We start from the raw sequence: 20,349 nt of genomic DNA, 5'->3' as shown, positions 1-20,349 counted from the left end.
GCATGTACCTGTTGCGCCTGGCGCTCGCCAGCCTGTCCAACCGCCGCTTCACCGCGCTGCTGACCATCTTCGCCATCGCCCTCTCCGCCTGCCTGCTGCTGGCGGTGGAGCGCGTGCGCACCGAGGCCAAGGCCAGCTTCGCCAGCACCATCTCCGGCACCGACCTGATCGTCGGTGCACGCTCGGGCTCGGTGAACCTGCTGCTCTACTCGGTGTTCCGCATCGGCAACGCCACCAACAACATCCGCTGGGAAAGCTACGAAACCGTCACCCACAGCCCGCTGGTGAAATGGGCCATCCCGATTTCCCTGGGCGATTCGCACCGCGGCTACCGCGTCATGGGCACCGACACCGGCTACTTCGAGCACTACCGCTTCGGCCGTGGGCAGACGCTGGAACTCGCCGAGGGTCGGCCGTTCGGCCAGGACCTGTTCGACGTGGTGCTCGGCGCGGAAGTCGCGCAGGCCCTGCATTACAAGCTGGGCGACAGGATCGTCCTGGCCCACGGCGTCAGCACCATCAGCCTGGTGCAGCACGACGACAAGCCGTTCACCGTGGTCGGTATCCTCAAGCGCACCGGCACGCCGGTGGACCGCACCCTGCACATCTCGCTGCAGGGCATGGAGGCGCTGCACGTCGACTGGCAGAACGGTGTCCCGGCACGCGGCGCCGCGCGCGTCAGCGAGGATCAGGCGCGCGGCATGGACCTGCAACCCAAGGCGATCACCGCCTTCCTGCTCGGCCTGAAGAGCAAGGTCGCGACCTTCACCCTGCAGCGACAGATCAACGAGTACGGCGGCGAGCCGCTGATGGCGATCCTGCCGGGCGTGGCGCTGCAAGAGTTGTGGGGCCTGATGGGCACGGCGGAGAAGGCGCTGTTCGTGGTCTCGCTGTTCGTCGTGCTGACCGGCCTGATCGGCATGCTCACGGCGATCCTCACCAGCCTCAACGAACGCCGCCGCGAGATGGCCATCCTGCGCTCGGTGGGCGCGCGGCCCTGGCACATCTTCGGGCTGCTGGTGGCCGAGGCCTTCGCCCTGGCGCTGGCGGGCGTGGCGCTGGGTGTCGGGCTGCTCTACGCCGGCATCGCCGCCAGCCAGGGCTACGTGCAGGCCAGCTACGGAATCTTCCTGCCGCTGACGCCGCCCAGTACCTATGAAGGAGCGCTGCTGGGCGGCATACTCCTGGCCGCGCTGCTGATCGGCTGTGTCCCGGCGTGGCGCGCCTATCGGCAGTCATTGGCCGATGGGCTGTCCATTCGCCTCTGAGGAACCCCGATGCGCCGCCTGCTTTTCCTGCTGCTGATGCTGACCAGCTTCGCCACCTGGGCAGGCACGCCGCGTGAACTCACCTGGCCCGAGCTGATCCCCGAAGGCGCACCGCCGCCCCCGCCGCCGGTGCCACTGCACGATATGTCCAAGCTTTCCGATGTACTCAATTCGGAGAGTGGCCCGGCGGTGAAGCAGCAGATACCCAACGCACCCGTGGTACAGCAGTTGGACGGCCACGAAGTGAAAATACCGGGCTACATCGTGCCTCTGGAAATGGAGGAAGATGGCCAGACCGTGCGCGACTTCCTGTTGGTGCCCTACTACGGCGCCTGCATCCACGTGCCAGCTCCGCCGTCGAACCAGATCGTCTATGTTCGAGGCGGCAAGGGGGTGAAGGTGGATGAGTTGTACCAGCCGTTCTGGATCATCGGCACGCTCAGCGTGAAGGCCGTGGAAAGCGACCTGGCGGAGGCGGGCTACCAGATGCAGGCGAGTCGCATCGAACCCTACGAGTACACCGGCGAATAAGGCGCGACGCTTCGCCGCACCCCGATATCCTACAAATCCTGCGGGCTTTATTGAGCCAGGTCAAAGGTGAGCTTTTAGCACTATCTACTATTCGAGGCACCAACACTTATACCAAAGAGATATGGAGCTCATCATGCGCAAGCCCTGGCTCACCACCTCGCTTCTTGCACTCGCCGTCGCAACGCCCGTCGTGGCCCAGGCTGCGGACATCCGCGGACACAAGGCGGGGGACTTCCTCGTCCGCGGCGGTATCGCCACCGTTGCACCGGACGACAGCAGTTCCGATATCAAGCTCGACGGCGCCAAGGTCAGCGGCACCAAGGCTACCGTCAACAGCGATACCCAGCTGGGCCTGACCTTCGCCTACCTGCTCACCGACAAGATCGGCGTCGAACTGGTCGCCGCCACTCCGTTCAGCCACCAGGTGGACGTCAAGGGCCTGAACAAGGCCACCGGCCTGTCCGGCCTGGACGGCAAGCTGGCTGACATCAAGCAACTGCCGCCGACCGTACTGCTGCAGTACTACCCCCTGGGTGGTACCAGCTCCGCCTTCCAGCCCTACGGTGGCCTGGGTGTGAACTACACCACCTTCTTCGACGAAGACCTGGCCGGCAACCGCAAGGACCAGGGTTTCAGCAACCTGAAGCTGCAGGACTCCTGGGGCCTGGCCGCCGAGCTGGGCATGGACTACATGCTCAACGAACACGCCTTCGTCAACGCCGCGGTCTGGTACATGGATATCGACACCAAGGCCAGCGTCGACGGCCCCACTGCACTAGGCGTGCAGAAGACCAAGGTCGATGTTGACGTCGACCCCTGGGTTTACATGGTCGGTTTCGGCTACCGTTTCTAACGGAGCAATCGTGAAGAAGGCGCCCAAGGGCGCCTTTTTCGTTTTTAGGGAACCGGTATGTACCTCGAACTCAAAGCACTGCACGTCAGCCTCGCGATCATCAGCACTCTGCTTTTCCTCCTGCGCCTGGGCCTGAGCTGGTGGGACAAGCGTCCCTCGGGCTGGCAGCGTGGCCTGCCGCACCTGATCGATACCCTGCTGCTGCTCAGTGCCCTGGGCCTGGTACACCTGGCGATGCCCTGGCCGCTGCCGGTCTGGCTACAGGCCAAGATCGGCCTGCTGGTGCTCTACATCGTGCTGGCGGCCTTCGCCCTGCGCAGCGCCTCGAAGCCGCGCAAGGCGCTGTTCAGCGTCCTGGCACTGGGTTCGCTGTCCGGCATCTTCCTGCTGGCGATCAACAAACCCTGGTGGTGATCAGTTGGGCGAGGCCTTCCGCCAGCGGCGTGGGCGCGTCCAGACTGTAGCGCGCCAGCAGCCGGCGGTTGTCCGCGCGCGAGTGGCGGATATCGCCGGGGCGCGCCGGCTGGTAGGTGATCTGCGGCAGCCCGCCGGTGAGCTTGCCGATTTCGGCCAGCAGTTGCTTCAGGCTGGTGGATTGATCCAGTCCGACATTGATCGCCGACTCCGCCACGCCCTCGGCCAGCAAAGCCTGCACCAGCAGCTTGACCAGGTCGCCGACATAGATGAAATCGCGGGTCTGCTCGCCATCGCCGAACACGGTGATCGGCAGGCCCTGTTCGGCGCGCTGGGCGAAGATGCTGATTACGCCCGAGTAGGGCGACGATGGGTCCTGGCGCGGCCCGTAGACGTTGAAGAAGCGGAAGATCGCCGGTTGCAGAGCATGCTCGCGGCGATAGAAATCCAGGTAGTACTCGCTGGCCAGCTTGTCCGACGCGTAGGGCGTCAGCGGCGCCTTGGCGGTGGTCTCGTCGATGGCGGTGCCTTCGCCGTTCTGCCCGTAGACGGCCGCGCTGGAGGCGAACAGTACCCGGTGGATGCCCTCCTGACGCATGGCCTCGCAGAGGTTCAGGGTGCCGATGAAGTTGGCGCGGTGGGTGCCCACCGGGTCCTCCACCGACGCCTGCACCGAAGCGACGGCCGCCAGGTGCGCGACGCCCTGGCAACCGCTCACCGCGCCTCGCAGCGCAGCCTCATCAGCGACGTCACCGACGATCAGTTCGACGCGGGGATCGAGGTTCTCGCGCTTGCCGGTGGACAGGTCGTCCAGCACGCGCACGGCAAAGCCCCGCGCCAGCAACGCGTCCGCCAGGTGGGAGCCGATGAACCCCGCACCGCCGGTGATGAGGATGGGCTGCGCGGAGGGGGAAGGATGATCAGACATGGCGGTAATAACGATCCAGCAAGGCGGGCAGGCCGGCGCGCCAGGCGCGCGGCTTGATGCCGAAGGTATGGAGGATTTTCTTGCAGGCGAGCACCGCGTGCTGCGGCTCATCGTTGGCGTCCGGGCGCACGGCATGGGCCTGCGGGCTGGGTTCCTGCACGGCCAGGCCACGGAAGGCGCGGGCCTCGCCGAGCACCACCTGGCCCAGGGACAGGGTGGTCGTGGCCTCCAGGCCGCCGTAGTGGTAGGTGCCCCACAGCGGCGCCTGGCAATCGAGCTGCTTGAGCACCGAGAGGATCACCCGCGCGGCGTCGTCCACCGGCGTCGGGTTGCCCCGCCGGTCGTCGGCGAGGAACAGCACCTGTTCCTTTTCGGCGCGCTCAAGGAAGCGACCGAGCGAACCTTCGCGGCTATCGTCGATCAGCCAGCCGAAGCGCAGCAGTACGTGGCGCGGACAGGTCGCCCGTACCCATTGCTCCATGCGCCACAGCGCCTGGCCACGCGGGCCCAGGGGCAATGGCTCGTCCTTCTCGCTGTAGGCGGTGGCGCGGGCGCCGTCGAACACGCGATAGCTGGACGGCTGGATCAGCAGGATCTCATGGTGCTGGCAGAGTTCGGCCAGGCGCTCCACGGCACGTTCCTGGCTGGCCAGGCGGGCATCGCTGACGCTCTCGGCCTGGAACCAGTCGAAGTAGTAGGCAAGGTTGATCACCGCATCGGGGCGGGTGTCATCCAGCAGGACGGTGAGGCTGGAGGCATCCCAGCCCCCTTCGGGAGGCCGGGGGGCGAGGAAGCCGATGTCTTCCTCGGCGCCAAGGCGGATCAGCGCCTGTCCAAGGGCATTACCGCCACCCAACAGCATCAGGCGCATGCGCATATTCTGGGGGTCACTCGAATCCGTGGGTTACCGCCGGCGCGCAAGGCGCCGGGGATGATGCCCGCATTTTTCCTGTGCCCCGGCACAGCGTCAAGCTTGGCCGACCCGCTGCAGCCTTTGCCGCGCGCGGCGACTCCTGTCTAGGAGCGGCGACGGAACAGCGGACGCGGCTCGATCACCGAGCGGCCATAGAGCACGCTCAGGCCCGCCAGGCCCTTCAGCGCGTCTTCCACGGACTTGTCCTCGCGCACGGCAAAGGCATCGAAACCGCACTGGCGCATATGCGCCAACTGGTCACGCAGCACGTCGCCCACCGCGCGCAACTCCCCGCGCCAGCCGAGACGGCTGCGCAACAGGTAGGCCAGGCTGTAACCGCGACCGTCGCGGAAACTGGGGAAGTCGATGGCGATCAGCGACAGTTCGTCCAACCGACCGACCAGTCGTTGCGGATCATCGTCCGGCCCCAGCCAGACGCCGCTTTTCTGTAGGAGCGAGCTTGCTCGCGAACCGCCCGGCTCCGGTATCTGCGGTGAATCCTGTTCGCGAGCAAGCTCGCTCCTACAGAGATTGCACTCCAGCCACGATTCCAGCGGCAGGATCAGGTTTCCGGGTGGCAACTCTTCCGGCACTTCGCGCAACAGCTCCCATGCATCGTCCGGCGCCAGCCGCGCCTCGCCATCCTGCAGGCGGATCAGGTTCCTCATGCCGGCACCTCCGCCTGGCAGTAGACCCGCGCCTTGAAAGGCTCCAGGCCGATGCGCTCGACCGTTTCGACGAAGCGCTCGCCGGCGCCACGCTGCTCCACATAGGTCCGCACCAGCGCCTCGATCACGTCCGGCACCTCGGCGGCGCTGAACGACGGGCCGATCACCTTGCCCAGCGCGCTCTTCACACCCTGCGCGCCGCCGAGGGTGATCTGGTACCACTCGCTGCCGTTCTTGTCGACGCCGAGGATGCCGATGTTGCCGATGTGGTGATGGCCGCAGGCGTTCATGCAGCCGGAGATGTTCAGGCTGAGTTCGCCCAGGTCGTGCAGGTAGTCGAGGTCCTCGAAGCGCTGCTGGATGCCCTGGGCGATGGGGATCGACTTGGCGTTGGCCAGCGCGCAGAAATCGCCGCCGGGGCAGGCGATGATGTCGGTCAGCAGGCCCTGGTTTGGCGTACCCAGGCCGGCCGCGCAGGCTTCCCGCCAGAGCGCATGGAGATCGGACTTGCGCACGTCCGGCAGCACCAGGTTCTGTTCGTGGGCGACACGGATTTCGCCGAAGCCGAAGCGCTCGGCCCAATCGGCCACCTGTTCCATCTGCTCGGCGGTCACGTCCCCCGGCGGCGCCTCGGCGCCCGGCTTGGTGGACAGCACCACGCTGGCATAGCCCGGCACCCGGTGCGGGCGCACATTGCGCGAGACCCAGCGGGCGAAGGCGGCGTCGGCGGCCAACGCGGTGCCGTAGGCCAGCTCGTCGGCCGATTCCTGATTCTCCCTGTAGCTCGGCGGATCGAACGCCGCCGCGACACGCTGGTACTCATCGAGCGTCAGTTGCGCCTCGCCGTCGCGCAGGTGCTGCCACTCCTCCTCCACTTCGCGGGAGAACGCCTCGATGCCCAGCGCCTTCACCAGGATCTTGATCCGTGCCTTGTACTTGTTGTCGCGCCGGCCGTACCGGTTGTACACGCGCAGGATGGCCTCGACGTAGGACAGCAGGTGCTGCCAGGGCAGGTCGTCGCGAATCACCTGGCCAAGCATCGGCGTGCGCCCCAGCCCGCCACCGACCATCACCTTCAGACGCAGCTCGCCGTCTTCGGCGCGGCGCAGGTAGAGGCCGATGTCGTGCATCATCACCGCCGCGCGGTCTTCCTCGGCGGCGCAGAGGGCGATCTTGAACTTGCGCGGCAGGAAGAGGAATTCGGGGTTCACCGTCGACCACTGGCGGAGAATCTCCGCCAGCGGGCGCGGGTCGAGATACTCGTCGGCGGCAACGCCGGCGAAAGCCTCGGTGGTGATGTTGCGCACGCAGTTGCCGGAGGTCTGGATGGCGTGCATCTCGACGTCCGCCAGGCGCTCGAGGATGTCCGGCACGCGCGCCAGCTCGACCCAGTTGAACTGGATGTTCTGCCGCGTGGTGAAGTGGCCGTAGCCGCGGTCGTGCTCGCGGGCGATCCAGGCCAGGGTGCGCATCTGCTCGCTGGACAGGGTGCCGTAGGGAATCGCCACCCGCAGCATGTAGGCGTGCTTCTGCAGGTACAGGCCGTTCTGCAGGCGCAGGGGAAGGAACTCTTCCTCACTCAGCTCGTCGGCCAGGCGCCGCTGCACCTGGTCACGGAACTGCACCACCCGTTCGCGCACCAGGGCGCGGTCGTAATCGTCGTATCGGTACATCGCCAGGCCACCTTCGGGACGTTGCGTAGCGGCCTGCTTCTGTCGTCCGGCGCACTACTTTGCGGTTGAGCGAATAGTGGCCGGCGCCTGCTGTGCAAAACAGCGGCAGATCACGCCGGAAAAACCGGATCAGATGCGCCACGCCCCTGCCCCGACGGCCTGCGACCGGTTGCCGCAACAGGCCCGATCAGTCGCTCCATCGCGCAGCACGCCAGGCCTTTGGCAGCGCGGGACGGAGCGCTTTTCGTCATCTGATATGGTTTTTTCCGGCGAACCTGAATCTGTTTCGGGTGCAGAGCGGTTCGTACAGTCGCGGCGCCTCTTCTGCCTGATGGGCCACGACAATGAGCGACAGAATCCCCGCGAAGGTCATCGAGATCGACGCACCGCAACGTTTCACCCCGCCGCCAAAACCGCTGTCGGCGGTGACCCCGACGGTCTACACCAAGCGCTTCGCCGGGCGTTTCCGCGACCTGCGGCGCCTCGGCGGCGGCCTGCTGTTCCTGCTGTTCTTCGGCACCCTGTGGCTGCAATGGAACGGCCGCCAGGCGGTGCTCTGGGACCTGCCCGAGCGCAAGTTCTACATCTTCGGCGCGACCTTCTGGCCGCAGGATTTCATCCTGCTCTCGGCGATCCTGATCATCGCCGCCTTCGGCCTGTTCTTCATCACGGTGTTCGCCGGCCGCGTCTGGTGCGGCTACACCTGCCCGCAGAGCGTGTGGACCTGGGTCTTCATGTGGGCCGAGCAGGTCACCGAGGGCGACCGCAACCAGCGCATCAAGCGCGACCAGGGCCCGGCGAGCGCGGAGAAAGTCCTGCGCAAGGGCGCCAAGCACGGCCTCTGGCTGCTGATCAGCATGGTCACGGCGATCACCTTCATCGGCTATTTCACGCCGGTGCGGCCGCTGGTGGCGGACCTGTTCATGTTCAGGCTCGATCTGGAAAGCACCTTCTGGGTCGCCTTCTTCGCCGCCGCCACCTACGCCAACGCCGGCTGGCTGCGCGAGCAGGTGTGCATCCACATGTGCCCGTATTCGCGCTTCCAGAGCGTGATGTTCGACAAGGACACCCTGATCATTTCCTACGACGCGGCGCGCGGTGAATCCCGTGGCGCGCGCAAGAAGGACGCCGATCCCAAGGCGCTCGGTCTGGGCGACTGCATCGATTGCTACCAGTGCGTGCAGGTCTGCCCTACCGGCATCGACATCCGCGACGGCCTGCAGATCGCCTGCATCGGCTGCGCCGCCTGCATCGACGCCTGCGACTCGGTGATGGACAAGATGGGTTACGACCGCGGCCTGGTGCGCTACACCTCGGAAAGCGCGCTGGAAGGCGGCAAGACCCACCTGCTGCGCCCGCGCCTGATCGGCTATGCGGCGGTGCTGCTGGTGATGATCGGTGCCTTCGTCTGGGCGCTGGAAGCGCGGCCGCTGATCAACCTCGACGTCGCCCGCGACCGTGGACTGTTCCGCGAGAACGCCGCCGGCGAGATCGAGAACATCTACAACCTCAAGCTGATCAACAAGACCCAGCAGGCGCAGCATTACCAACTGAGCCTCGCCGATGGCGTCGGCTATCGCCTGCAGGGCGTACCGGAACTGATGCTGCAACCGGGCGAGATCCGCGACTTCGCCGTCTCGGTGGCAAGCCTGGCGCAGAGCAGCGCCGGCGGCTCGGTGCCGCTGCACTTCAAGGTCAGTGACGGCAACGAGGCCATCGACGCCGCCAGCACCTTCGTCTCGCCGAGGCGCTGAGCATGGCTCGGGAGCTTGGCGTGACCTCGGCGCAGCGCCTAGAGTGGGCGGATTCTTCCACCCCTCAGGCCGCCGTGCAGGACAAGATGAAGCGCTACGAGAAATTCGCCGACGAGATCGCCGGCCTGATCCGCAGCGGCGTGCTCGCTCCCGGGCAGAAGGTCCCCTCGGTGCGGCACGCCAGCCGCACCTATGGGGTCAGCGCGTCCACCGTGTTCCAGGCCTATTACCTGCTGGAGGATCGCGGGCTGATCGTCGCCCGCGCGCGCTCGGGCTACTTCGTCCGCGAACACGTACAGCGCGCCCTGGCCGAGCCGGAAATCGCCCGCCACGACGCGCAGACCACCGAGGTGGACGTCAGCGAACTGGTGTTCTCGGTGCTCAGCTCGATCAAGGATCCGGACACCGTGCCCTTCGGCTCGGCCTTCCCGGCGCCGGAGCTGTTCCCCCTGCCGCGCCTGGCGCGCTCCATGGCCCACGCCGTACGCGACATGGACCCTCGCGCCACAGTGTCCGACCTGGCCCCCGGCAGCCACTCGCTGCGCCGACAGATCGCCCTGCGCTACATGGTCGGCGGCATGCCGCTGCCGGTGGAGGAACTGGTGGTCACCAACGGCGCGCTGGAAGCGCTGAACCTGTGCCTGCAGGTGGTCACCCAGCCGGGCGACCTGGTGGCCATCGAGGCGCCGGCCTTCTACGCCAGCCTGCAGGTGCTCGAACGCCTGAAACTCAAGGCGGTGGAAATCCCCGTGCACCCGCGCGAGGGCATCGACCTGGATGTGCTCGCCGATAGCCTGGCGCGCCTGCCGATCAAGGCCTGCTGGTTCATGAGCAACTTCCAGAACCCGCTGGGCGCAAGCATGGCCGAGGACAAGAAACGCGCCCTCGCTGCGCTGCTGACGAAGCACCAGGTGCCGCTGATCGAGGACGACGTCTACGCCGAACTGTACTTCGCCGCCCAGGCGCCCAAGCCGGTGAAGGCCTTCGACAGCGAAGGGCTGGTGATGCACTGCAGCTCCTTCTCCAAGAGCCTGGCGCCGGGCTACCGGGTCGGCTGGGTCTCCGGCGGGCGCTACGCCGAGCAGATCGAGCGGCTCAAGCTGATGACCAGCCTGTCGGCCTCGGTGCCGGCCCAGGCGGCCATCGCCGACTACCTGCAGCATGGCGGCTACGACCGCCACCTGCGCAAGCTGCGCCACGCGCTGGAAAGCCAGCAGCACGCGATGCTCGCCGCCGTGGCCCGCCACTTCCCCGCCGCCACCCGCGTCACCCGGCCCAGCGGCGGCTACTTCCTGTGGCTGGAGCTACCCGAGCACATCGACGCGCTCAAGCTGTTCCAGCTCGCCCTGGCTCAGGGCATCAGCCTGGCGCCGGGGCCGATCTTCTCGGCGACCAGGCGCTTCGGCCACTGCCTGCGACTCAACTACGGCCACCCGTGGACGGCCATCAGCGAGCAGGCGATGGAAACCCTCGGGCGGATCATTCACTCGCTGTAGGACTGATCCGTACATTCGGAAACGATCTGTATCTGTGCGACGGTTTGTCGCGGACATACCCTGTCAGGAAGCGTTCGGACGAGGGAAGTAGCCGTGGATGCGGAAAGCCTGGTGATCCTGCTCACAGTGTGCGCCGCGCTCGGCGTGCATTGGGGCGTGCGCTGGTACCTGCGGCGCGGGATGCTGCCGCGCGCCGATAAGTGGCGAGCCTGAACAGCTTTTCGTAGAAGCAAGCTTGCTCGCGAACCGCTTCGGTACGGTGTATCGGGTGAGTTCCGTTCGCGAGCAAGCTCGCTCCTACAAGGTGCCCCCGCGATACAGATGCGTATGCCCCGTGCTGTACAGCGACGAATCGGCAAACCCCTCCGCCCCCAGCACCTTCCCGACCAGAATCAAAGCCGTACGGCGGAAACCCTTGGCCTGCGCCTTGGGCAGGATATCGCCGAGGGTGCCGGTGACCTGGTCCTGATCCGGCCAACTGGCGCGATGGATCACCGCGACGGGACAATCCGCACCGTAGTGCGGCAGCAGTTCGGCGACGATGTTCGCCAGTTGACCGATGCCCAGGTGAATGGCCAGGGTCGCTTGGTGTTGCGCCAGCTCGGCCAGCGACTCGCCCTCGGGCATACGCGTCCTGCTGGCGTAGCGGGTGAGGATCAACGTCTGGGATATCTCCGGCAGGGTCAGCTCGCAACCGAGGATCGCCGCGCAGGCCGAGGTGGCAGTGACGCCGGGAATGATCTCGTAGGGAATGCCGCGCTCGCGCAGGTGACGGATCTGCTCGCCGATGGCGCCGTACAGCGAGGGATCGCCGGAGTGCACCCGCGCGACGTCCTTGCCCTCCGCGTGGGCCTGCGTCAGCAGCTCGACGATCTCCTCCAGGTTCAGTTCGGCGGTATTCACCACGCGCTCGGCGCTGTGCCCTTCCAGCACGGCCGGCGGCACCAGGGAACCTGCGTAAAGGATCACCGGGCAGGTGCGGATCAGCCGCTGGCCCTTGACCGTGATGAGCTCGGGATCGCCAGGACCGGCACCGATGAAATAGACCGTCATGGCTGCTCCCGCTCGGATTCGACGGGGATGAAAGCCAGCGCGCAGGTGGCTTGCTCGCTGCGGCGCTTGCCCACCAGCAGGCGTGCCGGCGCACCACCTTGCGCCTCGGCCTGCAGCAATGCCGCCGCTTCGGCCACGCTCGCGCTGCCGGTGGCCGCGCGCACAGTTTCAGAAGGCTCGCCCAGGTTCCTCTCGCAGGCCGCCAATTGTTGCGGTGTGAACAGCGCCAGCGGCAAGTCGAGGGCAGCAGCCAGGGCGGTCAGCCCCTCTTCGTCGGCTTTCAGCGTGGCGCTGGCCAGGGCGGTGAGATGGGACTCGTCGAGCCCGGCCTCGGCCAGCGTATCCCGTAGCAAGGCATGCAGTTCATCGAGCGGGCAGCCCCGGCGGCAACCGAGGCCGGCAACCAGCGTCATCGGCATTCTCCTGGAAGTGACACCTGTAAATGAAAACCCCGCAGGCGGCTGGGCCGGCTGCGGGGTCGAGCATAGCGGCGAATCAGGCCGAGGGGGCGAAACGGCGGAACAACCAGGCGGCCACCAGACCCAGGGCCGCCCAGAACACCGCGTTGGTGACCAGCGAGGCGACGATGAACTCGTGAGCCAGGCTTTCCGGCGCGAGGCTGGAATGCACTTCCGGCTGCGGCGCGCCGATCACGTGCGGCACCACCAGCAACGCAAGGCCGACGATGCGCAGCGCCCAGTGGCGGCCGAACACCAGCAGCGCGAGACCGGCGGCGGTGGCGGCGGCAGTGCCGATCCACCAGGTCTGCCGCAGGCTCAGATCCGCGGCGGCGGTGCCGGGGACTTCCGGCGGCAGGCCGAGGGACGGCGCCAGGTTGAACACGGCAAAACCGGCCAGGCCCCAGAGCAGGCCTTCGGAGGTCTTGCCCGGCTCACGCAGGGTGAACAGGCCCGCGAGCATCAGCGCGAAACCCACCGCGACCACCAGATTGCCGCCGGTGGTGGAGAGGATGCGCTGCCAGCCATCTTCCGGCTCCCAGGCTTCCTCGTCATGGTGATGACCCGCAACTGCGCCGTCGGCGTGCTCATGGGCATGTTCTTCGACCAGTGCGGCGGCCGGCTCGGATTTCTCATAGGTTTCCGCCTTGAGGATCAGCGGGGATACCCACAGCAGCTGGACCACGGTCAGCACCAGCGCGGCGATCAGACCGGCGAATCCGGCGGTCTGGGCGATACGTTTGATCATTGCAGTTCTCCGGACGAAACGAGACCTCGAGCGCGGCGAACCAGCGATCGCGAGTGCCTCGAATACGCTGCGCTTACGCGCAGGCAGCGTGCGTCAGTGGCAGGGGAAGCCCGCACTATGGCGGGTATCGTGGGCAGCGTTGTGCACTGCTTCCAGATGAGAGAAACCGGCGAAATACACCAGCAGCGCACCGAGCAGGCTGGCGCCAACGGCCAGGCTGATGCGCTTGGAAAGGGGGATGGAAGTACTCGACGCCTGTTGCGTCAGGATGCTGCTGGACATGAACGTTCCCTCTGAAAAGAGTGAGAACGCAGAGGTTGAACGCATTCGAACGCGCCGGATCGGTCGCGCCACGGCCTGCGCCCGCCCACCGCGGGTTTGCCAAAATGTGAGGATTCCAGGCCGGTCTCCGGGCTTGCGACGCCAGCGAGAGACTCTCGCCGGATGGGCCAGCCTTCCCATGCCTTGGCACAGTGGCTACTGACGACCCTCGATGCGCTTACCGTTGCGGGGGCAGCGCCGGACTGGTCCTTGCGGACGCACCGGCTTCCCGTTTCACCTCGCGCGCGTCGGCGCGAGACACCTGAAACCGCGCTAGCTGACCACGGCAGTCCCGCAGCGTCAACTGCGCGTCGCCCGATCCCCGGCGATTGACCGCCCCGGCCACGCTGCGTAGCCTTCCTCCCTTCGAGGTTCTCCGGCACTGGCCGGAGCTAAGAGGGAACGTGGAAATCTTCGGATGCGCCACGGCTGCCCCCGCAACTGTGAACAGCCTGTTCTTTCACACGCCACTGCCGACTACGGCGGGAAGGCGAAAGGACGATCAAGGGCTGTGAGCCAGGAGACCTGCCTCGTGACTGGTTTTCGATCTGCTGCGCGTCGGCCATGCTGCGTTGGCGGATCGTCGTGGACTGCTCATTGACTACAGTCAACTCCGCGTCCCCGACGATCCTCCGCCTTGCCTGGCTCTAGCTCGCGAGATCCGGAACCGGTTCGTTATCAACAGACAACCGGGCGGGGTGATCCGGTGGCGACCTTCGTTGCGCGGCGAACCCGCGCGCGCGCCCTTCATCCGCCCTCCAATGTCCACTTGCGAGGCGCGCATGAAAACCCTGGCCAAACTCCCCGTCACCATCGTCACCGGCTTCCTCGGTGCCGGCAAAACCACCCTCCTGCGCCACATGCTCGACAATGCCGAGGGCCGCCGCATCGCGGTGATCGTCAACGAATTCGGCGAGCTGGGCATCGACGGCGAAATCCTCAAGCAGTGCTCCATCGGTTGCAGCGAAGAAGAGGCGGTCGGCCGCGTCTTCGAGCTGGCCAACGGCTGCCTGTGCTGCACCGTGCAGGAAGAGTTCTTCCCGGTGATGCGCGAACTGGTGGCGCGCCGTGGCGACCTCGACCAGATCCTCATCGAGACCTCGGGCCTGGCCCTGCCCAAGCCGCTGGTGCAGGCCTTCCAGTGGCCGGAAATCCGCAACGCCTGCACCGTGGACGCGGTGATCACCGTGGTCGACAGCCCGGCAGTGGCCGCCGGCACCTTCGCCGCCCACCCCGAGCAGGTGGACGAGCAGCGCAAGCAGGACCCGAACCTGGACCACGAATCGCCGCTGCACGAACTCTTCGAAGACCAGCTGGCCAGCGCCGACCTGGTGGTACTGAACAAGGCCGACCTGCTCGACGCCGAGGCGCTGGCCCGCGTGCGTGCCGAAGTCGCCGAGGAGTTGCCGCCGGCGGTGAAGATCGTCGAAGCCAACTCCGGCCAGCTGCCGCTCTCGGTGCTGCTGGGGCTGAACGCCGAAGCCGAGCTGCACATCGACAGCCGCCCGACTCATCACGTCCACTCCAATGAAGAGCACGAAGGCCATGAAGATCACCACCACGACGAGTTCGACTCCTTCCACGTCGACCTGCCGGAAGTGGAAGAGCGCGCCCTGCTCGATGTGCTGAACGCGCTGGTCGAGCGCCACGCCGTGCTGCGCATCAAGGGCTTCGTCGCCATCCCCGGCAAACCCATGCGCCTGCTGGTGCAGGGCGTCGGCAAACGCTTCGACAAGCACTTCGACCGCGCCTGGCGCAGCGACGAAACCCGCAGCACCCGCCTGGTCGTGATCGGCCAGGAACTGGACCAGGCCGCCATCAGCAACGAGCTGCGTACCGCCCTGGCGTAACACTGCTTTTCGTAGGAGCGAGCTTGCTCGCGAACGGCCTCGCAGCGGGGTCTGGTTCGCGAGCAAGAGCTAGGCGCCCCCTCGCTCCTACATGAAGCCCTACACCGAGCAAGCCTCATGCATCTGCTGCGCACCCAACCCGGCGGTTTCGTCCCCGACGACGGCATCGCCCACCTGGCCCAGACGCCCGCCGAGCTGGTGATCCTCTGCAGCGGCGATTCGCACCTGGCGCTGCTCGCCGAGGCCGCCCGCGAGCTGCCGGAGGGCTACCCGAGCCTGCGCCTGGCCAACCCCATGCAGTTGCAGAACCACGCCTCGGTGGACCTCTACGTCGACGAGGTACTGCAGCACGCCAGGGCCATCCTGATCTCGGTGCACGGCGGCGTCGGCTACTGGCGCTACGGCATGGAGCAACTGGCGGCGCTGGCCGAGCGCGGCGCCACGCTGATCGCCGTGCCCGGCGACGACAAGCCCGACCCCGAACTCGGCGCCCTGTGCAACGTCCCACCTGAGGATGCCGAACGCCTCTGGCAGTACCTGCGCCAGGGCGGCATGGACAACGCCCGGCAGTTCTTCGCCTGCCTGGCCAGCCGCCACCTGCAACGCGACTACGCCTGGAGCGAACCACGGACGCTGCCCCGAGTGGCGGTCTATCACCCGCAAGTCGGCAGCTGCGACCTCACCCGCTGGCAGGTCGACTGGAACCCTGAGTACCCGGTCGCCACGCTGCTGTTCTATCGCACCCACCTGCAAGCGGCGAACACCGGTTTCATCGACACCTTCTGCGAACGCCTGCAGGCCCAGAGCATCAACCCGTTGCCCATCGCCGTCGCCAGCCTCAAGGAAGCCGCTTGCCTCGATGCCGTGGAAAACCTGCTCGATAGCGCCGACGCCGAGCTGATCATCAACACCACCGGCTTCGCCCAGTCGAACCCGGAAGCGCCGCAGGACCGTCCCTTCCGCCGCGACGTGCCGGTGCTGCAAGCCATCTGCTCGCTGGACAACCTCGACCTCTGGCGCGCCAACCCGCAGGGCCTCGGTCCGCGCGACCTGGCCATGCACATCGCGCTGCCGGAACTGGACGGTCGCATCATCACCCGGCCGATCAGTTTCAAGGGCCTGGCCTGGCGCAGCGAGCGCAGCCAGAGCGACGTGGTCTGCTACCTGCCGCACCTGCCCGGCATGGACTTCGTCGCCGAGCTCGCGCGGCGCTGGATGCTGCTGGCGCGCAAGACCAACGCCGACAAGCGCGTGGCGCTGATCCTGGCGAATTACCCGACCCGCGACGGGCGCATCGGCAACGGTGTCGGCCTCGACACGCCGGCCGCCGCGCTGAACATCCTGCGCGCGCTGGAGGCTCAGGGTTATCCGGTCGCCGGCCTGCCCGATTCCGGCACAGCACTGATCCAGCAACTGCTCGGCGGCATCAGCAACGATCTGGACAGCCTCGACCTGCGCCCCTGCGCGCAGAGCCTGGCGCTGGACGACTACCTCGCCTGCTTCGCGCGCCTGCCTGAAGCCAACCAGCAAGCGGTGCGCGAGCGCTGGGGCGAGCCGCAGCAGGACCCGATGTTCCGCAGTGGCCGCCTGATGGTCGCAGGCCTGCGCTTCGGCCTAGCCTTTGTCGGCATCCAGCCGGCGCGCGGCTACCAGCTCGACGCGGCGGCGATCTATCACGACCCGTCGCTGGTGCCGCCCCACGGCTACCTCGCGTTCTATTTCTGGCTGCGCGAGGTGTTCGGCGCCGACGCGATAGTCCACGTCGGCAAGCACGGCAACCTCGAATGGCTGCCGGGCAAGGGCGTCGGTCTCTCCGAGGAATGCTGGCCGGACGCGATTCTCGGCGCGCTGCCGAACCTCTACCCGTTCATCGTCAACGACCCCGGCGAAGGCGCCCAGGCCAAGCGCCGCGCCCAGGCGGTGATCATCGACCACCTGATGCCGCCGCTGACCCGCGCGGAAAACTACGGCCCCCTGCGCGACCTCGAACGCCTGGCCGACGAGTACTACGACGCCTCCCTGCTCGACCCGCGCCGCGCCACCGAACTGCGCGGCGACATCCTCACGCTGGTGCGCGAAACCGCGCTGGACCGCGAGCTGGGCCTGCAGCTGAGCGACGATGCGGAAGGCTGGCTGCCGCAGCTGGATGCTTACCTCTGCGACCTCAAGGAATCGCAGATTCGCGATGGCCTGCATGTGTTCGGCGAATCGCCCGTGGGCGAGTTGCGCCGCGATACGTTGCTGTCACTGGTGCGCATCCCACGCGGTGATGGACGCGGCGGAAACGCCAGCTTGCTGCGCGCACTGGGCGAGGACCTGCAACTGGGTCGCGACCCGCTGGACGAAGCCTTCGCCGAACCCTGGGACGGTCCGCGCCCGGACGTGCTGCTCGCGGTGAGCGACGAACCCTGGCGCAGCAACGGCGACACCCGCGAGCGCCTGGAACTGTTCGCCCTGCGCCTGATCGACGGCTCGGCCGGCGCGCCGGGCAGCGCCAGCGCGGCAGTTCTCGCACAGATCCACCAGCAGATCGCACCGACCCTGGACGCCTGCGGCGCCAGCGAGATCGGCCACCTGCTCGCCGGCCTCGACGGCCGCTTCGTCCCGCCCGGCCCCAGCGGCGCGCCCAGCCGCGGGCGGGTCGATGTGCTGCCCACCGGGCGCAACTTCTTCACCGTGGACGTGCGCAACCTGCCCACGCCCACCGCCTTCCGCCTCGGCTTCCAGTCCGCCAGCCGGTTGCTGGAGCGCCACCTGCAGGACCACGGCGATCATCTGCGCCAGCTCGGCCTGTCGGTGTGGGGCACGGCGACCATGCGCACCGGCGGCGACGATATCGCCCAAGCCTTGGCACTGCTCGGCGTGCGCCCGGTGTGGCAGGCCGGCAGCCAGCGCGTGGAGGATTTCGAAATCCTGCCGATCACCCTGCTCGACCGCCCGCGGGTGGACGTGACGCTGCGGGTCTCGGGTTTCTTCCGCGATGCCTTCGCCAACCTGATCCGCCTGTTCGACGCGGCCGTGCAGGCGGTCGCCGCGCTGGACGAGCCGGACGACCTGAACCCGCTGGCCGCCCGTGTGCGGGCCGATCAGGCACGTTTGCAGTCCGAGGGATTGGAACTGGATGAAGCGCGCCGCCAGGCCGGCTGGCGCATCTTCGGCGCCCAGCCCGGCGCCTACGGCGCCGGCGTGCAAGGCGTGATCGAATCGCGCCAATGGGACAGCCGCGCCGACCTCGCCGAGGCCTACCTGAACTGGGGCGGCTACGCCTACGGCGCCAGCGACGACGGCACTCCGGCGCGCGAACGCTTCGCCCAGCGCCTGTCCGGCCTGCAAGCGGTGCTGCACAACCAGGACAACCGCGAGCACGACATTCTCGATTCCAACGACTACTACCAGTTCCAGGGCGGCATGCTGGCCGCCGCCGAGGTCATCCAGGGGCAGTCGCTCGCCAGCTACCACGGCGACCACAGCCAGCCGGACACCCCGCGCATCCGCACCCTCAAGGAAGAACTCGGCCGCGTGGTACGCGCCCGCGCGGTGAACCCGAAATGGATCGCCGGCATGAAGCGCCACAGCTACAAGGGCGCCTTCGAACTGGCCGCCACGGTGGACTATCTGTTCGCCTTCGACGCCACCAGCGAACTGGTCGACGACCACCAGTACCGCCTGCTGGCCGATGCCTACCTGCTGGACGACGACACCCGCGAATTTATCCGCCAGCACAACCCCGAAGCCCTGCGCGACATCGCCGAACGCCTGGTGGAGGCGCAGCAGCGCGGGTTGTGGGAAGAGCCGGGGGAGTACCGGGAGATGCTGGAGAATCTGTTGGTGGACAGCGAGGAGCAGTGAGGGATCTCGCGCTTGCGTAGGAGCGGACTCCGTCCGCGATGGCATCCAGCGCGATGCACGACCGTAGGGCGCATAACCTGGAACGGGTTATCCGCCGTTTGCCTCGTGGCGGCTAACCCTGGCGCGTTATGCGCCCTACGATTTACAGGTCATTACCGCGCACAGCGCCGCAGGATTGCGTGTAGGAGCGAGCTTGCTCGCGAACATTGCCCCCGCAGTGGAGGCGGGTTCGCGAGCAAGCTCGCTCCTACGAAAAGCGGCTCAGTCTCGACGCAGACGCTCCGCCGCGTTCAGCAGCAGCGCCTCGGTGCCGCTCCAGCCCAGGCAGCCGTCGGTGATCGAGACACCGTAGCGCAGCTCGCCGGACAGCGGCTGGCAGCCGTCGAACAGATGACTCTCCAGCATCACGCCACGCAGCGAGGCATCGCCGGCCAGGCGCTGGTCGAGCACGCTGTCCAGCACTGCCGGCTGGCGTAGCGGGTCCTTGCCGCTGTTGGCGTGGCTGCAGTCCACCATGATGCTCGGTTCCAGACCGAGCTTCTCCAGCCCCTGGCGAATCTGCTGCACGCTGGCCGCATCGAAGTTCGGGCCGGCGTGACCGCCGCGCAACACCAGATGGGTGTCCGGGTTGCCCTGGGTCTGTACCAGCGACGGTCGACCCTGCGCATCGATGCCAAAGTGCTGGTGCGGGTGCGCGGCCGAACGCATGGCGTCGGTGGCGATGCCGATGCTACCGTCGGTGCCGTTCTTGAAGCCTACCGGCAGGTCGAGGCCGCTGACCATTTCGCGGTGTACCTGGGATTCGCTGGTGCGCGCGCCGATCGCGGCCCAGCCCAGCAGGTCGTCGAAGTAACCGGCCACCAGCGGTTGCAGCAGCTCGGTGGCAATCGGCAGGCCGCGTTCGAGCATGCCCAGCATCAGCCGGCGCGACAGCTCCAGGCCGCCGGCCATGTCGCCAGTACCGTCCAGCTGCGGGTCGTAGACCAGGCCTTTCCAGCCGATGGTGGTGCGCGGCTTTTCGACGTAGGCGCGCATCACCAGCAGCAGCTGGTCGCTCACCTGCGGCACCAGTTCGGCGAGGCGGTCGGCGTATTCGAGGGCGGAGACGGGGTCGTGCAGCGAGCAGGGGCCGATCACCACCAGCAGGCGCGGATCGCGGCCATCGAGAACGGCGCGGATCGCCTCGCGGCCTTCGCGGACGCGGTGGGCCATGACGGCGGACAGCGGCAGGCGCTGGCGCAGTTCGGCGGGGCTCGGCAGCGGCTGTTCGCGGCGGCGAGCGGAGGGCAGCGGCAGGTCGAGGACTTCGGCGGTGGCTGCGTGTTCGGGGCGGATCAGGGCGGAGTTGGAAGCGTTCATCTGACTGGCATCCTTGGCCGGCGCGGTGGTCTTTCCGCGCTCGGCGCTCTATCTAAGTGTTCGTGGCAAGGCTCGTTGGGTGGCACGCAGCGCGCTGCTAAATCGCCAGTCGGAGTTGCGGTAATAGCGGTAATCAGTGGTGTAGGCGGTCATGTCTCGATCCTCTGTCTGAGCGTTTTCGCTCGTTTCAATGCGTTGGGCCTTGTGGGCCGG

17 protein-coding genes and 2 riboswitches are annotated in these 20,349 nt (G+C 67.2%); of the genes, 8 read left to right on the top strand and 9 right to left on the bottom strand.

Annotated elements, in window-relative coordinates; genetic code table 11:
* Positions 1–2 precede the first annotated feature (2 nt).
* The 4 genes from H681_RS03165 to H681_RS03150 all read left to right on the top strand — a co-directional run bounded on the left by H681_RS03165 (position 3) and on the right by H681_RS03150 (position 3,066).
* A complete protein-coding gene (locus tag H681_RS03165) occupies positions 3–1,268 on the top strand; it encodes an ABC transporter permease (protein ID WP_015475384.1) in 1,266 nt (421 codons plus the stop codon).
* 9 nt (positions 1,269–1,277) lie between these two features.
* Positions 1,278–1,799, top strand: a complete 522-nt coding sequence (locus H681_RS03160; RefSeq protein WP_015475383.1) for a DUF3299 domain-containing protein — start codon at positions 1,278–1,280, stop codon at positions 1,797–1,799.
* A 133-nt stretch (positions 1,800–1,932) separates the two neighbouring features.
* Positions 1,933–2,652 carry an OmpW family outer membrane protein gene (locus H681_RS03155; protein WP_015475382.1) on the top strand — a complete coding sequence of 240 codons (720 nt, stop codon included), beginning with the start codon at positions 1,933–1,935 and terminating at the stop codon, positions 2,650–2,652.
* A gap of 57 nt (positions 2,653–2,709) precedes the next feature.
* Positions 2,710–3,066, top strand: a complete 357-nt coding sequence (locus H681_RS03150; protein ID WP_015475381.1) for a SirB2 family protein — start codon at positions 2,710–2,712, stop codon at positions 3,064–3,066.
* Here H681_RS03150 and H681_RS03145 read toward each other — a convergent pair.
* The 4 genes from H681_RS03145 to H681_RS03130 form a co-directional block, all read right to left on the bottom strand.
* A complete protein-coding gene (locus H681_RS03145; RefSeq protein WP_015475380.1) occupies positions 3,047–3,994 on the bottom strand; it encodes an NAD-dependent epimerase/dehydratase family protein in 948 nt (315 codons plus the stop codon). The genes H681_RS03150 and H681_RS03145 overlap by 20 nt on opposite strands.
* Complete coding sequence (locus H681_RS03140; protein ID WP_015475379.1) at positions 3,987–4,871, bottom strand: sugar nucleotide-binding protein; 885 nt, start codon at positions 4,869–4,871, stop codon at positions 3,987–3,989. The genes H681_RS03145 and H681_RS03140 overlap by 8 nt, the downstream gene beginning before the upstream one ends.
* A 140-nt stretch (positions 4,872–5,011) precedes the next feature.
* Complete coding sequence (locus tag H681_RS03135) at positions 5,012–5,575, bottom strand: DUF934 domain-containing protein (RefSeq protein WP_015475378.1); 564 nt, start codon at positions 5,573–5,575, stop codon at positions 5,012–5,014.
* Positions 5,572–7,248 carry a nitrite/sulfite reductase gene (locus H681_RS03130; protein WP_015475377.1) on the bottom strand — a complete coding sequence of 559 codons (1,677 nt, stop codon included), beginning with the start codon at positions 7,246–7,248 and terminating at the stop codon, positions 5,572–5,574. The genes H681_RS03135 and H681_RS03130 overlap by 4 nt, the downstream gene beginning before the upstream one ends.
* A 344-nt stretch (positions 7,249–7,592) precedes the next feature.
* On the opposite strand from H681_RS03130, the gene ccoG reads away from it, so the two are divergent.
* Both ccoG and mapR read left to right on the top strand, forming a co-directional pair.
* On the top strand, positions 7,593–9,002 hold the full coding sequence (ccoG, locus tag H681_RS03125; protein WP_015475376.1) for a cytochrome c oxidase accessory protein CcoG: 1,410 nt from the start codon (positions 7,593–7,595) through the stop codon (positions 9,000–9,002).
* Between the two features lie 86 nt (positions 9,003–9,088).
* Entirely contained in the window at positions 9,089–10,498 is a 1,410-nt protein-coding gene (gene mapR, locus H681_RS03120) for a GntR family transcriptional regulator MpaR (RefSeq protein WP_015475375.1), read from the top strand.
* A 297-nt stretch (positions 10,499–10,795) separates the two neighbouring features.
* Here mapR and cobM read toward each other — a convergent pair whose 3' ends face one another.
* The 4 genes from cobM to H681_RS03100 form a co-directional block, all read right to left on the bottom strand.
* The gene (cobM, locus tag H681_RS03115; RefSeq protein WP_015475374.1) at positions 10,796–11,551 is read right to left on the bottom strand and encodes a precorrin-4 C(11)-methyltransferase; all 756 of its coding nucleotides are present in this window, start codon (positions 11,549–11,551) and stop codon (positions 10,796–10,798) included.
* Positions 11,548–11,964: a cobalamin biosynthesis protein gene (locus H681_RS03110; RefSeq protein ID WP_015475373.1), complete on the bottom strand. Its 417-nt coding sequence runs from the start codon at positions 11,962–11,964 to the stop codon at positions 11,548–11,550. Before H681_RS03110 ends, cobM begins: the two co-directional genes overlap by 4 nt.
* Before the next feature lie 82 nt (positions 11,965–12,046).
* A complete protein-coding gene (locus H681_RS03105) occupies positions 12,047–12,757 on the bottom strand; it encodes a CbtA family protein (protein ID WP_015475372.1) in 711 nt (236 codons plus the stop codon).
* A gap of 93 nt (positions 12,758–12,850) precedes the next feature.
* Positions 12,851–13,039, bottom strand: coding sequence for a CbtB domain-containing protein (locus tag H681_RS03100; protein WP_015475371.1), 189 nt, complete (start codon positions 13,037–13,039; stop codon positions 12,851–12,853).
* A gap of 101 nt (positions 13,040–13,140) precedes the next feature.
* Positions 13,141–13,359, bottom strand: a riboswitch (cobalamin riboswitch).
* A gap of 71 nt (positions 13,360–13,430) precedes the next feature.
* A riboswitch (cobalamin riboswitch) is annotated at positions 13,431–13,625 on the top strand.
* Positions 13,626–13,860: 235 nt separating this feature from the next.
* Between H681_RS03100 and cobW the strand changes: the two genes are divergently transcribed.
* Both cobW and cobN read left to right on the top strand, forming a co-directional pair.
* Positions 13,861–14,928, top strand: coding sequence for a cobalamin biosynthesis protein CobW (gene cobW / locus H681_RS03095; RefSeq protein ID WP_015475370.1), 1,068 nt, complete (start codon positions 13,861–13,863; stop codon positions 14,926–14,928).
* Positions 14,929–15,045: 117 nt separating this feature from the next.
* Entirely contained in the window at positions 15,046–18,777 is a 3,732-nt protein-coding gene (gene cobN, locus H681_RS03090; protein WP_015475369.1) for a cobaltochelatase subunit CobN, read from the top strand.
* Positions 18,778–19,038: 261 nt separating this feature from the next.
* Here the strand turns inward: cobN and H681_RS03085 are convergent, their stop codons facing one another.
* Positions 19,039–20,136, bottom strand: a complete 1,098-nt coding sequence (locus tag H681_RS03085; RefSeq protein WP_015475368.1) for a 3-deoxy-7-phosphoheptulonate synthase — start codon at positions 20,134–20,136, stop codon at positions 19,039–19,041.
* Positions 20,137–20,349: the final 213 nt, after the last annotated feature.

This window comes from Pseudomonas sp. ATCC 13867 (assembly GCF_000349845.1).
GTDB lineage: Bacteria > Pseudomonadota > Gammaproteobacteria > Pseudomonadales > Pseudomonadaceae > Pseudomonas.
Note: the sequence above shows the minus strand (reverse complement) of the source record. Positions and strands in the feature narration are given on the sequence as shown.